General features: G+C 68.1%; 12 protein-coding genes. 6 read left to right on the top strand and 6 right to left on the bottom strand.

What is annotated here, in order from left to right:
- Positions 1–2: 2 nt before the first annotated feature.
- The 6 genes from ACKY0X_RS04825 to rpmF form a co-directional block, all read right to left on the bottom strand.
- Positions 3–434, bottom strand: a complete 432-nt coding sequence (locus tag ACKY0X_RS04825; RefSeq protein ID WP_046285143.1) for an MscL family protein — start codon at positions 432–434, stop codon at positions 3–5.
- A gap of 231 nt (positions 435–665) precedes the next feature.
- A complete protein-coding gene (locus tag ACKY0X_RS04820; protein WP_046285144.1) occupies positions 666–1,160 on the bottom strand; it encodes a molybdenum cofactor biosynthesis protein B in 495 nt (164 codons plus the stop codon).
- Between the two features lie 46 nt (positions 1,161–1,206).
- Positions 1,207–2,622, bottom strand: a complete 1,416-nt coding sequence (locus ACKY0X_RS04815; RefSeq protein WP_409428526.1) for a S1C family serine protease — start codon at positions 2,620–2,622, stop codon at positions 1,207–1,209.
- Positions 2,623–2,677: 55 nt separating this feature from the next.
- Positions 2,678–4,126, bottom strand: a complete 1,449-nt coding sequence (locus tag ACKY0X_RS04810) for an ATP-binding protein (RefSeq protein ID WP_409428525.1) — start codon at positions 4,124–4,126, stop codon at positions 2,678–2,680.
- Positions 4,126–4,818 carry a response regulator transcription factor gene (locus ACKY0X_RS04805; RefSeq protein WP_024442851.1) on the bottom strand — a complete coding sequence of 231 codons (693 nt, stop codon included), beginning with the start codon at positions 4,816–4,818 and terminating at the stop codon, positions 4,126–4,128. The genes ACKY0X_RS04810 and ACKY0X_RS04805 overlap by 1 nt, the downstream gene beginning before the upstream one ends.
- Before the next feature lie 64 nt (positions 4,819–4,882).
- Positions 4,883–5,056: a 50S ribosomal protein L32 gene (gene rpmF, locus ACKY0X_RS04800; RefSeq protein WP_024442852.1), complete on the bottom strand. Its 174-nt coding sequence runs from the start codon at positions 5,054–5,056 to the stop codon at positions 4,883–4,885.
- A 179-nt stretch (positions 5,057–5,235) separates the two neighbouring features.
- Between rpmF and ACKY0X_RS04795 the strand changes: the two genes are divergently transcribed.
- The 6 genes from ACKY0X_RS04795 to ACKY0X_RS04770 are packed head-to-tail and all read left to right on the top strand — an operon-like array spanning position 5,236 to position 13,659.
- Positions 5,236–6,951 (top strand): acyclic terpene utilization AtuA family protein, encoded by a 1,716-nt coding sequence (locus ACKY0X_RS04795; RefSeq protein WP_409428524.1) that lies wholly within the window; start codon positions 5,236–5,238, stop codon positions 6,949–6,951.
- Positions 6,948–8,096, top strand: coding sequence for an acyl-CoA dehydrogenase family protein (locus tag ACKY0X_RS04790; RefSeq protein WP_409428523.1), 1,149 nt, complete (start codon positions 6,948–6,950; stop codon positions 8,094–8,096). The genes ACKY0X_RS04795 and ACKY0X_RS04790 overlap by 4 nt, the downstream gene beginning before the upstream one ends.
- On the top strand, positions 8,093–9,688 hold the full coding sequence (locus ACKY0X_RS04785; RefSeq protein ID WP_409428522.1) for an acyl-CoA carboxylase subunit beta: 1,596 nt from the start codon (positions 8,093–8,095) through the stop codon (positions 9,686–9,688). The genes ACKY0X_RS04790 and ACKY0X_RS04785 overlap by 4 nt, the downstream gene beginning before the upstream one ends.
- An 8-nt stretch (positions 9,689–9,696) precedes the next feature.
- Positions 9,697–11,685 carry an acetyl/propionyl/methylcrotonyl-CoA carboxylase subunit alpha gene (locus tag ACKY0X_RS04780; RefSeq protein WP_409428521.1) on the top strand — a complete coding sequence of 663 codons (1,989 nt, stop codon included), beginning with the start codon at positions 9,697–9,699 and terminating at the stop codon, positions 11,683–11,685.
- On the top strand, positions 11,682–12,860 hold the full coding sequence (locus ACKY0X_RS04775) for an acyl-CoA dehydrogenase family protein (RefSeq protein ID WP_409428520.1): 1,179 nt from the start codon (positions 11,682–11,684) through the stop codon (positions 12,858–12,860). The genes ACKY0X_RS04780 and ACKY0X_RS04775 overlap by 4 nt, the downstream gene beginning before the upstream one ends.
- Positions 12,861–12,870: 10 nt before the next feature.
- Positions 12,871–13,659, top strand: a complete 789-nt coding sequence (locus ACKY0X_RS04770) for an enoyl-CoA hydratase family protein (RefSeq protein ID WP_409428519.1) — start codon at positions 12,871–12,873, stop codon at positions 13,657–13,659.
- Positions 13,660–13,670: the final 11 nt, after the last annotated feature.

Here is a 13,670-nt window from a genome sequence, read left to right as displayed (position 1 = left end):
CGCTATGCGGCGGTGGCGGGCTGCACGCTGGCGCAGAACTTGCACTTGTTGGCGTCGGCGGCGATTTCGGACTTGCACTCCGGGCAGGTCTTGGTCGGTGCCGGGTCGCCGAACACGGTGTTCCCGCGGCGCTTCTGGATGTGCTTGTAGGGCAACACGATCAGGAAGTAGATCGTGGCCATGAAGACGATGAAGTAGATGATCGCGGAGATGAACGCCCCGAGGTCGATGAACGTCGCCTCGTTGCCTTCGGCTCCCAATTGGTAACCCAGCCCCAGCCCGGACGTGTCGGGCTGCGCGGCCGAGACCAGCGGGTTGATCACGCTGTCGGTGAAGGCCTTGACCAGGTTGGAAAACGCCAGCGCCACCACCAGACCGATGGCTACCGTGATGACGTCATCGCGCATCAGGAAATTCTTGAATCCCTTGAGCACCGCAACTCCCCTTCCGTACGGATGCACTGCGAAGCGGCGCCACGCCGCCTACGGCGAACCGTAATAGCCGCTGCGGAGTCCGTACGGGGGATTTCGCGAAGTCGAACCTCAACCGTGATGCGGCGGGATGTTGTCCCGCAACCAGCGCTCGCGTTCTTCGGCCTCGCGAGCCTCGTCGGGATCGCGTTCGTCCGACGACGACTGGTGCTCTTCGAGTCCGGGCATGGTCGCCTAGATCTCCAGACTGGACAGTTGGCCGATGATCGCCGCTGCCAGCGGGTTCAGTGTCGCCATCCCGTCGCGGACCGCCGCCCGGGACCCAGCCAGGTTGACCACCAGGGTGCTGCCCGAGACGCCGGCCAGACCACGCGAGAGCCCCGCGTCGGCGATGCCGGCGGACAGCCCCGAGGCCCGCAGCGCCTCGGCGATGCCGAGGATCTCGCGGTCCAGCAGCTCGCGGGTGGCCTCGGGGGTGACGTCGCGCGGGGTGACCCCGGTCCCGCCCACCGAAACGACCAGGTCCACCCCGCCGATCACCGCCGTGTTCAGCGCGTTGCGGATCTCCACCTCGTCGGCGGCGACGGCGACGACACCGTCGACCATGAATCCACCTTCGGCCAACAATTCGGTGACCAACGGGCCACTGTGGTCCTCATCGCCGTGGGCGGTGCGGTCGTCAACTACGACGACGAGGGCGCGGCCGGCGAGTTCTCGGGACTGCTCCATGGGTGCAACCGTATATCCGGATTCCGACACCGGAGTCACCAACCCGTCACTGCTGCGCTTTACCCAGCGTGACCTGCGCGGTCTTGGATGCTCCGCCCGCGTCCAGGTAGGTCAGAGTCACCTGGTCGCCGGGCGCCTTGGAGCGCACCGCGGCCACTAGCGCGTCAGCGCTGCCGATGGGGCGCTTGTCGAACGCCGTCACCGTCGCCCCCTCGGGCAGACCGGCCTTAGCGGCCGCCTCCCCGGGCACCACCTCGACCACCTTGGCGCCGTGCAGGCTGCGCTCGCTGGTGACGCGCACCCCCAGCGAAGCGTGCGACGCCGTGTGGTCCGGGGAGTTGATGAGTTCGTCGGCGATCCGCTTGGCCTGATCCACCGGAATCGCGAAGCCGAGCCCGATCGAACCGCTCTGCGCTTCGGCGGAATCGCCGCCCATGGTGGCGATCGCGGAGTTGATCCCGACCAGGTCGCCGTTCATGTTGACCAGCGCACCGCCCGAGTTTCCGGGGTTGATGGCGGCATCGGTCTGGATGGCGTCGAGCACCGTGTTCTGGTTGCCGGCTTCGCCGCTGGTGGAGACGGGCCGGTTGAGGGCACTCACGATCCCGGTCGTCACGGTGCCTTCCAGGCCGAGCGGCGACCCGACCGCCACCACGTTCTGGCCCACCCGCAAGTCCGCTGAGGAGCCGATCGTGATCGGGGTCAGGTCCGAGACGCCTTGAACGCGCACCACGGCGATGTCGCTGGCCGGGTCCGTGCCCACCACGGTGAACGGCGCGGTGCGGCCATCGGCGAAGGTCACCGTGGTCCTCGGCGCGCCCTTGGGAGCTCCGTCGGGCTTGCCGCCCGGGTCAAGCTTGGTGCTCGGGTCGGGCTTGGCGGCAGCGGCCGCCACCACGTGGTTGTTGGTCAGGATCAGCCCGTCGGCCGACAGGATGATGCCCGAGCCCTCCTCGGACTGACGGCCCAGATCGGTCTCCAGCATGACGACGCTGGGCACCACCTTCGCCGCGACCTTCTCCACCGAGCCGTCCGGCAGATTCACCGCAGCCGGCACACCCGGGGCCTGAATGCTCGGCATGTGGCTTCCGGTGGCGGCCGGCTTGTGATCGGAGTGCAATGCCGAACCGACCACACCGCCCATCACGCCGGACATCGCCGCGATCGCTACCGCCCCCACCACCAAACCGGTGCGGGAACGCTTCGGCTGTGCCCCAACCGGACCACCCGGACCACCCGGACCACCGGGACGGCCATAGGAGGCGTCATAGGCGGATCGATAGGCGGACTGCTGCTGCCCCTGGTGCGGGGCGTAACGCCAGTCGTAGGGCGGCGGGTACGAACCCTGCGCGGGCCGACCCGGGTAACCGGACTGTCCGCGTTGGTCCCCCGCCGCCGCGCCGGCCGGGTTGGACCGTTCCGGTTGCTGAGGCGGCGGGAGGTACCCGGGGTAATTCGTCATGTTGGTTGCCTACTCCTAGGGACACGACTGCGGCGACGTTGCCTCACCACCATGCCTACGTGGACTGAGAAGCGCCTGTGACTGCTCCGACAGGCATTTCCGCCGATGTCGGACCGCCGGGCAGCACCATCCGGAACGATGTCCCGGGCGGATGCCCGCCGGGGATGGTCTCGCCGATGGTGATCGACCCACCGTGTTTGAGCACCACCTGTTTGACGATCGCCAGCCCCAGCCCGGATCCGGGCATGGCGCGTGCGGAGTCCGACCGGTAGAAGCGCTCGAAGACCAATTCCCGTTGGCTCTCCGGGATTCCGGGCCCCTCGTCCGACACGACCATCTCCATGTGCGTGGGGTCGAGCTGTCGCATTCGCAGACCCACGACTCCGCCCGCAGGACTCCACTTGGCCGCGTTGTCGAGCAGGTTGAGCACCGCACGCGACAGACCCGCGGCGTCGCCGTACACGTGCCAGGGAACGACCTGGATGTCGAACTCGATATCGTTGCGGCGCCGCCGGACCCGCTCCATGCTGCGGTCGACGACCTCAGTGATGTCGACCTGCTCGTAGGCGACCTCACGTTGGTCGTCGCGAGTGAGGTCTACCAAATCGCCTACCAGCGTTGATAATTCCTCGATCTGACCGATTGCGTCGGCACGCAGTTCGGCCATCTCCTCCTCCGGCAACTGCGGGGCCCCCGGAGCCGCGGACGCCATCAGCAGCTCGACGTTGGTGCGCAGCGAAGTCAACGGGGTCTTGAGCTCATGTCCGGCGTCGGCGACCAGTCGCGCCTGCCGCTCCCGCGACTCGGCCAGGGCCCGCAACATGGCGTTGAACGCCTCGGTGAGGCGAGCCAATTCGTCGCTGCCGTAGACCGGGATCGGTCTCAAGTCATCGGTGCGCGCCACACGTTCGGCCGCTTCGGTCAGGCGGCCCACCGGTCTGAGCCCGGTTCTGGTGACCATGCCGCCGGCCACCGCGGCCACCACGACACCCACCCCGCCGACGACCAGCAGCACCCACCGCAGCTTCATCGTCACCGCCCGAGTGGGCGCCAAGCTCTTGGAGATCAGCAGCGTGCTGCCATTGGGCAGGTGCACGGCCAGCACCCGCTGACCGGATGCGGTGCGGCGCGACAGGAACAGCTCGCCGCGGATGACGGCCTTCTCCTGCTGTCCGACCGGAAGCCGCTGACCGGGCTGATTGGCCGTGTAGATCGACCGGCCCGGGTTGACCAGCATGGCGTTGACGTCGGAGTAGGCGGTGCCCTCGATCGCCTTGCGGGGATCGGCAGCCAGTGAACCACTGGCGATCAGCATCTCCGCGCGGCTCTGCAACTGGTTGTCGATGTCGTTGTAGAGCGCAGCCGAGATCACGGCGTAGACGGCCACCGCCATCAACACCACCACCAATGCCACCATCGACATCGCCAGCAGCATCACCCGCCAGCGCAGCGACAGGGAGGTCTTCTTCGCCTCTTCACCCTGTCGACGGCGGAAGGATTGCATCAGGGAGGAGTCTCGCGCAGCACGTAACCCACCCCGCGCACGGTGTAGATCAGCCGCGGCTCACCTTCGGCCTCAGTCTTGCGACGCAGGTACCCGATGTAGACCTCCAGCGCGTTGCCCGAGGTGGGGAAGTCGAAGCCCCACACCTCCTCGAGGATCCGGCTGCGGGTCAGCACCCGACGCGGGTTGGCGATCAACATCTCCAACAGGGCGAACTCGGTGCGGGTCAGGCTGATCTGCCGGTCCCCGCGGGTGACCTCGCGGGTCACCGGGTCCAGCGTCAGGTCCTCGAACGACATCGCGACGGACTCGGACAGGTCCTCGGCGGTGGTGCGGCGCAGCAGCGCCCGCATCCGCGCCAGCAGTTCCTCCAGCGCAAACGGCTTCGGCAGGTAGTCGTCGGCGCCGGCATCGAGGCCGGCGACCCGCTCGGACACCGAGTCTCGGGCCGTCAGGACCAAGATCGGCAGGTCGTCACCGGTGCTACGCAGCTGACGACAGACTTCCAGTCCGTCCAGCCGCGGCATCATGACGTCCAGGATCATCGCGTCCGGACGGTCGCTGGTGATCGCCTCGAGCGCCTCGACGCCGTCAGTGGCCAGCGAGACCGAGTAACCATTGAACGACAGAGACCTGCGCAACGACTCGCGCACAGCGCGATCGTCATCAACAACCAGTACCCGGGTAGCCATGGGTGCTATCCAATCATCCGAAAGGCGATCTGGAGGGTCAGGAGCCGGTCGTGTCGGTACCTATTTAGCGGCGATCGAGGTCGATGAGGCCCAAGCGTGCGGCTTTGAGGAGGCGACGCGGCACCTTGTGCGCGCGGCCAGCGACCGTCACGTTGACCAGGCCGGTTGCCTCAGCCTTCCACTGCGCGCGGCGACTACGAGTGTTCGCACGCGACATCCTGCGTTTCGGCACGGCCATGGTCGAGCCTCTCCTGTTGTTGGCATAGTGCCGCTTCGATACCAGCGGCGGGACTATCCGAAAGGATAGCCGGTGACCAGCGTCGGCTCCAAAATAGCTCCGATCGGTGACGATGCGCCTTGACGCGGCACCGTCGGTACCGGCTAACCTACCGGTTGGTTGAGGGATGGGATTTGGGGATGACAGCAGCCGTTCGAATCGGTAACTGCTCGGGGTTCTACGGCGACCGCCACGCCGCAATGCACGAGATGCTCACCGGTGGGGAGCTGGACTATCTCACCGGCGACTACCTGGCCGAGCTGACCATGCTGATCCTGGGCCGCGACCGGATGAAGAACCCGGAGCGCGGTTACGCCAAGACCTTCCTGACCCAGCTCGAACAGTGCCTCGGACTGGCCCTCGACCAGGGCGTTCGCATCGTTGCCAACGCCGGCGGCCTCAACCCGGCCGGCCTGGCCGACGCGGTGCGCGAGCTGGCGCAGCGCCTGGGCGTTCCGGTCCGCGTCGCCCACGTCGAAGGTGATGACCTGCTCCCCCGTGCGGAAGCGCTGGGACTGGGGACCCCGCTGACCGCGAACGCCTACCTGGGCGCCTGGGGCATCGCCGAGTGTCTGACCGGCGGCGCCGACGTGGTGATCACCGGTCGTGTCACCGACGCGTCGGTGATCGTGGGACCCGCCGCCGCGCACTTCGGCTGGAGCCGCACCGACTACGACCAGCTCGCCGGTGCCGTAGTCGCCGGCCACGTCATCGAGTGCGGCATCCAGGCCAGCGGCGGCAATTACTCCTTCTTTACCGAGATCCCCACCGGGCAGATGCTGCACCCCGGATTCCCGCTCGCCGAGATCCACGCCGACGGGTCATCGGTGATCACCAAGCACGCCGGCACCGGCGGGCTGGTCAGCGTCGACACCGTGACCGCCCAACTGCTCTACGAGGTCACCGGCGCCCGCTACGCCAACCCCGACGTCACCGCCCGCATGGACAGCATCGAACTGTCGGCCGATGGCCCGGATCGGGTGCGGATCTCCGGCGTGACCGGCGAGGCGCCCCCACCGACCTACAAGGTGTCGCTGAACAGCATCGGCGGCTTCCGCAACTCCACCACCTTCGTGCTGACCGGCCTGGACATCGAGGCCAAGGCCGCACTGCTGCGCACCCAGCTCGAGGCGGCCATGACCGTGCGGCCGGCCGAACTGGAGTGGACGTTGTCGCGCACCGACCACCCCGACGCCGACACCGAGGAAACCGCCAGCGCGCTGCTGCACTGTGTGGTGCGCGACCCGGACCCGGCCAACGTAGGCCGCAAGTTCTCCGCAGCCGGCATCGAGCTCGCACTGGCCAGCTATCCCGGGTTCTGCGTCACCGCCCCGCCCGGTGACGGCCAGGTCTACGGGGTCTTCACCCCCGGCTATGTCGATGCCACGCAGGTGCCGCACGTCGCGGTGCACGCCGACGGCACCCGGGTGGACATCCCATCCGCCGCGCAGACCCTGGAACTCGCACCGGCCGCCGAGCCGGAGCTGCCCGAGCCGCTCCCAGCCGGCCCGAGCCGTCGGGTGCCGCTGGGGACGATCGCCGGCGCCCGCAGCGGCGACAAGGGCGGCTCGGCCAACGTCGGGGTCTGGGTGCGCACCGACGCGCAGTGGCGCTGGCTGGCGCACACGTTGACCGTGGAAAAGCTGCGCGAACTGCTGCCGGAGACCGCCGAGTTGCCGGTCACCCGGCACCTGTTGCCGAAGTTGCGCGCGGTGAACTTCGTCATCGAGGACATCCTCGGGCAGGGCGTGGCCTACCAGGCTCGATTCGATCCGCAGGCCAAGGGGCTGGGCGAATGGCTGCGCAGCCGTCATCTCGAGATACCCGAGCAGCTGCTGTCAGAAGGGGAACTGTGAGTATCTGGAATACCGCCGAGCGCCAGGCTCTGCGTAAGACCGTGCGTGGATTCGTCGAGCGCGAGATTCTGCCGCACGTCGATGAGTGGGAACGCTCCGGCGAACTGCCGCGCGAACTGCACCGCAAGGCTGCCGAAGTCGGCTTGCTGGGGGCGGGTTTCCCCGAGGAAGTCGGCGGCAGTGGCGGCGACGGCGCCGACGCGGTGATCGTCTGCGAGGAGATGCACCAGGCCGGGGCGCCGGGCGGGGTGTTCGCCTCCCTGTTCACCTGCGGTATCGCGGTACCGCACATGATCGCCTCGGGCGACGCTCGGCTGATCGAGGAGTTCGTCCGCCCGACGCTGGCCGGCGAGAAGATCGGTTCGCTGGCCATCACCGAGCCCGGCGGCGGCTCGGATGTCGGGCACTTGCGCACCACCGCGCGCCTGGACGGCGACCACTACGTGGTCAACGGCTCCAAGACCTTCATCACCTCCGCGGTGCGCGGCGACTATGTCGTCACCGCGGTGCGCACCGGTGGGCCGGGGGCGGCCGGGGTGTCGCTGCTGGTGGTCGAGAAGGGCACGCCGGGGTTTGAGGTGAGTCGCAAGCTGGAGAAGATGGGCTGGCGCTCCTCGGACACCGCCGAGCTGTCCTACGTCGACGCCCGGGTGCCGGTCGCCAACCTGGTCGGTGTCGAGAACACCGGCTTCGCCCAGATCGCCGCGGCATTTGTCTCCGAGCGGGTAGGGCTGGCCGCGCAGGCCTATGCCAGCGCGCAGCGCTGCCTGGACCTGACCCTGGCGTGGTGCCGGGACCGGGAGACGTTCGGCAAGCCGCTGATCTCGCGGCAGGCGGTACAGAACACCCTGGCCGAGATGGCCCGCCGCATCGATGTGGCCCGGGTCTACACCCGCCACGTCGTCGAGCGGCAGCTGGCCGGTGAAGCGTTCCTCATCCCGGAGGTGTGTTTCGCCAAGAACACCGCGGTAGAGGCCGGTGAGTGGGTGGCCAACCAGGCGGTGCAGCTGTTCGGGGGCATGGGTTATATGGCCGAGTCCGAGGTGGAGCGTCAGTATCGGGACATGCGCATCATCGGCATCGGCGGTGGAACCACCGAGATCCTGACCTCGCTGGCCGCCAAGACGCTGGGATACCAATCGTGAGCACACTCAGATCCACTCTCGATCCGACGTCCTCCGCCTACACCGAGGCGGCGGAGGCGCTGAACGACAAACTCGCCGAGATCGACGCCGAGCATGCCAAGGCACTCGCCGGCGGCGGACCCAAGTACGTCGAGCGCCACCATTCCCGCGGCAAGCTCACCGCCCGGGAACGCATCGAGGCGCTGATCGACGCCGACTCACCCTTCCTGGAGCTGTGCCCACTGGCTGCCTGGGGCAGCGCCTTCCAGGTCGGGGCCAGCCTGGTCACCGGGATCGGCGCGGTCGAAGGCGTGGAGTGCATGATCGTCGCCAACGACCCGACGGTTAAGGGCGGCACGTCCAATCCGTGGACGCTGCGCAAGATCCTGCGGGCCAACAAGATCGCGTTGGAGAACCGGCTTCCGGTGATCTCGCTGGTGGAATCCGGCGGAGCGGATCTGCCCACCCAGAAGGAAGTCTTCATCCCGGGCGGTCAGATGTTCCGCGACCTGACCCGACTGTCGGCCGCCGGCATCCCGACCATCGCGCTGGTGTTCGGCAACTCCACCGCCGGCGGGGCCTACGTGCCCGGCATGTCCGATCACGTGGTGATGATCAAGGAACGATCCAAGGTATTCCTGGCCGGACCGCCGCTGGTGAAGATGGCCACCGGCGAAGAGTCCGATGACGAATCACTCGGCGGCGCCGAGATGCACTCGCGCACTTCAGGACTGGGCGATTACCTCGCCAACGACGAGCTTGACGCGGTGCGGATCGGTCGACGGATCGTGGCACGGCTCAACTGGGTCAAGCAGGGCCCGAAACCACAGCCGGTGACCGAGCCGCTGTTCGACTCCGACGAGCTGATCGGCATCGTGCCCGCCGACCTGCGCGTCCCGTTCGACCCGCGCGAGGTGATCGCCCGGATCGTCGACGGCTCCGACTTCGATGAGTTCAAGCCGCTCTACGGGTCATCCTTGGTGACGGGTTGGGCACGGCTACACGGATATCCGATCGGCATCCTGGCCAACGCTCGGGGCGTGCTGTTCAGCGAGGAATCCCAGAAGGCCACCCAGTTCATCCAGTTGGCGAACCGCTCCAACACCCCGTTGTTGTTCCTGCACAACACCACCGGCTACATGGTGGGCAAGGACTACGAAGAGGGCGGCATGATCAAGCACGGCTCGATGATGATCAACGCCGTATCCAATTCGACGGTCCCACACATCTCGCTGCTGCTGGGCGCCTCCTACGGCGCCGGGCACTACGGCATGTGTGGGCGCGCCTACGATCCCCGTTTTCTGTTCGCGTGGCCATCGGCCAAGTCCTCGGTGATGGGCGGGGCGCAGCTCGCGGGCGTGCTGTCCATCGTGAACCGGGCGGCCACCGAGGCCCGCGGACAGCAGGTCGACGAGCAGGCCGACGCCGCCATGCGCGCCATGGTCGAAGGCCAGATCGAAGCCGAATCGCTGCCGCTCGTGCTGTCGGGGATGCTCTACGACGACGGCGTGATCGACCCGCGCGATACCCGCACCGTATTGGGAATGTGTTTGTCCGCCATCGCTAGTGGCCCGATCGAGGGGACGTCGAACTTCGGCGTCTTCCGGATGTGAGGACTCCGATGATCAGCACCGTTCTGGTGGCCAATCGCGGCGAGATCGCCCGACGGGTCTTCGCCACCTGCCGTCGCCTGGGCCTGGGCACCGTCGCGGTCTACACCGACCCCGATGCGGGTATGCCGCACGTGGCCGAAGCCGACGCGAAGGTGCGTCTGCCGGAGACCACCAGCTACCTGTCCGCCGAGGCGATCATCGCCGCGGCTCAGGCCGCCGGCGCCGACGCCATCCACCCCGGCTACGGATTCCTTTCCGAGAACGCCGACTTCGCCGCCGCCGTGCAGGCCGCCGGTCTGACCTGGATCGGACCGCCGGTAGCCGCGGTGACCTCGATGGGTTCCAAGATCGAGTCGAAGAAGATGATGGCCGCCGCGGGCGTGCCGGTTCTCGAAGAACTCGACCCGGCCACCGTCACCGCCGCCCAACTGCCGGTGCTGGTGAAGGCCTCCGCCGGCGGCGGTGGCCGCGGCATGCGGGTGGTCAGCGAATTGTCTGCCCTGGCAGGCGAAGTGGAAGCAGCCCAGCGCGAGGCCGCTTCGGCGTTCGGTGACCCGACGGTGTTCTGCGAGCGCTATCTGCCGACCGGGCACCACATCGAGGTGCAGGTGATGGCCGATCAGCACGGCACGGTGTGGGCGATCGGCGAGCGGGAATGCTCGATTCAGCGCCGCCACCAGAAGGTCATCGAAGAGGCGCCGTCGCCGTTGGTGGAACGCACCCCCGGGATGCGCGCCAAGCTGTTCGAGGCCGCCCGGCTGGCTGCGAGCGCGATCGGTTACACCGGCGCGGGCACCGTGGAGTTCCTGGCCGACTCCCGCGGTGAGTTCTACTTCCTGGAGATGAACACCCGGCTGCAGGTCGAGCATCCGGTCACCGAGGAGACCACCGGCCTCGACCTGGTCGAATTGCAGATCGCGGTGGCCGACGGGGCCCGGTTGGACGCTGAACCACCGGCCGCCCAAGGTCATTCGATCGAGGTACGCCTCTACGCCGAAGACCCCGCGCACGGCTGGCAGCCGCAGGCCGGGCTCGTGCACGCCCTCGAGATCCCGGGCGTGGCGGCACAGTTCGAAACACTGTCCCGGCGCACCGGCGTCCGGCTGGACTCCGGCATCGTCGGCGGGTCGACGGTGTCCATCCACTACGACCCGATGCTGGCCAAGGTGATCAGCTACGCGCCGACCCGCCGGCAGGCCGCAACCGTGTTGGCCGGCGCGCTGACGCGAACCCGGCTGCACGGACTTCGCACCAACCGCGACCTACTGGTCAACGTGCTGCGCCATCCGGCCTTCCTGGACGGGCTCACCGACACGGCGTTCTTCGACACCCACGGTCTGGCGGAACTGTCGGCGCCACTGGCCGACGCCGCCACAGTGCAGACCAGTGCGATCGCGGCCGCACTGGCCGACGCCGCGCACAATCGGGCCACCGCGCAGGTGTTCGGCTCCATTCCCGGCGGTTGGCGCAATCTGGCCTCGGGTTTTCAGTCCAAGGGCTACCTCGACGACGCCGGCACCGAGCACCGTATCGAATACCGTTTCACCCGAACGGGATTGATTGTCAACGGCGCCGAAGTCACCCTGGTTTCGTCTGCTCCCGATGAAGTGGTGCTGGCCGATCCGGCCGGCGTCGCCCGCACGTTCACCGTCGCCCGCTACGGCTCGGATGTCTACATCGATTCCCCCGCCGGCGGTGTCCACCTGGTGGCGTTGCCCCGATTCGGAGATCCAGAGTCGGCGGTCGCGCAGGGATCGCTGCTGGCGCCCATGCCCGGCAACGTGATCCGGCTGGGTGCCGCGGTCGGCGACCAGGTGAGCGCGGGCCAGCCACTGATCTGGCTGGAAGCCATGAAGATGGAGCACACCATCAGCGCGCCGTCCGACGGCGTGCTCACTCAACTCGACGTCAAGCCGGGCGACCAAGTAGAGGTCGGCGCCGTGCTGGCCCGTGTCGAACAATCCGAAATAGCGCAAGCAGAAGGAGATCCACTGTGACCGATTCCAAGAGCGACACCAGCTTCATCGAAAGCGACGAACGGCGCGCACTGCGCGAGTCGGTCGCAGCGATGGCCCGCAACTACGGCCAGGACTATTACCTGGAGAAGGCCCGCGCCGGTGAGCACACCGACGAACTGTGGAACGAGGCAGGCAAACTCGGCTTCATCGGCGTCAACCTGCCAGAGGAGTACGGCGGCGGCGGCGCCGGAATGTACGAGCTGTCGCTAGTCATGGAAGAGATGTCGGCGAACGGCTGTGCGCTGCTGATGATGGTCGTCTCACCGGCCATCAACGGCACCATCATCTCCAAGTTCGGCACCGACGAGCAGAAGAAGCGGTGGATCCCCGGTATCGCCGACGGCTCGCTGACCATGGCGTTCGCCATCACCGAGCCCGACGCCGGATCGAACTCGCACAAGATCACCACCACCGCGCGCCGCGACGGGTCCGACTGGATCCTCAAGGGCCAGAAGACTTTCATCTCCGGCATCGACCAGGCGCAGGCCGTGTTGGTGGTCGGCCGCAGCGAAGACGCCAAGACCGGCAACCTGCGGCCCGCGCTGTTCGTGGTGCCCACCGACACCCCCGGACTGACCTACACGCCGATCGAGATGGAGTTGGTCAGCCCCGAGCGCCAGTTCCAGGTGTTCCTTGACGACGTCCGGCTGCCGGCCGACGCACTGGTGGGCTCGGAGGACGCCGCCATCGCGCAGCTGTTCGCGGGCCTGAACCCCGAGCGCATCATGGGCGCGGCCAGCGCGGTCGGCATGGGCCGCTTCGCGATCGGCAAGGCCGTCGACTACGTCACCACCCGCCAGGTGTGGAAGACCCCGATCGGCTCGCACCAGGGTCTGTCACACCCGTTGGCCCAGAACCACATCGAGATCCAGCTGGCCAAGCTGATGATGCAGAAGGCGGCGACGCTCTATGACGCCGGCGACGACTTCGGCGCGGCCGAGGCGGCCAACATGGCCAAGTACGCCGCAGGCGAGGCATCGACGCGGGCGGTCGACCAGGCGGTGCAGTCACTGGGCGGCAACGGCCTGACCAAGGAGTACGGCATCGCCGCGGCGGTCACCTCGTCCCGGCTGGCGCGGATCGCACCGGTGAGCCGGGAGATGATCCTCAACTTCGTCGCGCAGACCTCGCTGGGCCTGCCTCGAAGCTACTGAGGTCGTACTGATGGACACGCTGGTCTCCTACTCCGGGCCGGAAGACACCGGCGACGGTTCGGCCCGGCTCACCCTGGACTCCCCGCACAACCGCAACGCGCTGTCGTCGAAGCTGGTCGCCCAGCTGCACGCCGGGCTGCGTGACGCGGCGGCCGACCCGAACGTGCGGGTGGTGGTGCTCGGGCACACCGGCGGCACGTTCTGCGCCGGTGCGGACCTCAGTGAGGCCTCCGGGGACCCCGACGCCAGCCCCGGCGAGCTCGCCGCGGACCGGGCGCGCGAAATGGCGGCACTGCTGCGGGCGATCGTCGAGTGCCCGCGGCCGGTGATCGCGGCGGTCGACGGCCACGTGCGGGCCGGCGGCATGGGGCTGGTCGGCGCCTGCGACCTCGCGGTCGCCGGGCCGGCCAGCACCTTCGCCCTGACCGAGGCCCGCATCGGCGTGGCGCCGTCGATCATCTCGCTGACGCTGCTGCCCAAGCTGGCGCCGCGGGCCGCGGCCCGCTACTACCTGACCGGCGAGAAGTTCGGCGCAGCCGAAGCCGCGGCAATCGGGCTGATCACCCTGGCGGCTGAAGATGTCGGAGCGGCGGTCGCGGACCTGGTGGCCAACCTGCGGCTGGGGTCCCCGCAGGGGCTGGCCGCCTCCAAGGCACTGACCACCGCGGCGGTACTGGCCGGGTTCGACCGGGACGCCGAGCCGCTCAGCGTCGCGTCAGCGCGGATGTTCGTCTCCGACGAAGCCAGGGAAGGAATGCTGGCGTTTTTGCAGAAGCGCCCACCCAGCTGGGCTCAGTAACCGCACTTTGG

The organism is Mycobacterium sp. SMC-11 (assembly GCF_046250095.1).
GTDB classification, from domain to species: domain Bacteria; phylum Actinomycetota; class Actinomycetes; order Mycobacteriales; family Mycobacteriaceae; genus Mycobacterium; species Mycobacterium heraklionense_A.
The sequence above is the reverse complement of the archived record's forward strand: the minus strand, read 5'-3'. Positions and strand labels throughout refer to the sequence as shown.

Coding starts and splice junctions, on each gene's coding strand:
- ACKY0X_RS04820 (WP_046285144.1), bottom strand. CDS start 1,160: ATGGAGCAGTCCCGAGAACTCGCCGGCCGCGCCCTCGTCGTCGTAGTT.
- ACKY0X_RS04770 (WP_409428519.1), top strand. CDS start 12,871: ATGGACACGCTGGTCTCCTACTCCGGGCCGGAAGACACCGGCGACGGT.
- ACKY0X_RS04815 (WP_409428526.1), bottom strand. CDS start 2,622: ATGACGAATTACCCCGGGTACCTCCCGCCGCCTCAGCAACCGGAACGG.
- rpmF (WP_024442852.1), bottom strand. CDS start 5,056: ATGGCCGTGCCGAAACGCAGGATGTCGCGTGCGAACACTCGTAGTCGC.
- ACKY0X_RS04810 (WP_409428525.1), bottom strand. CDS start 4,126: ATGCAATCCTTCCGCCGTCGACAGGGTGAAGAGGCGAAGAAGACCTCC.
- ACKY0X_RS04805 (WP_024442851.1), bottom strand. CDS start 4,818: ATGGCTACCCGGGTACTGGTTGTTGATGACGATCGCGCTGTGCGCGAG.
- ACKY0X_RS04780 (WP_409428521.1), top strand. CDS start 9,697: ATGATCAGCACCGTTCTGGTGGCCAATCGCGGCGAGATCGCCCGACGG.
- ACKY0X_RS04795 (WP_409428524.1), top strand. CDS start 5,236: ATGACAGCAGCCGTTCGAATCGGTAACTGCTCGGGGTTCTACGGCGAC.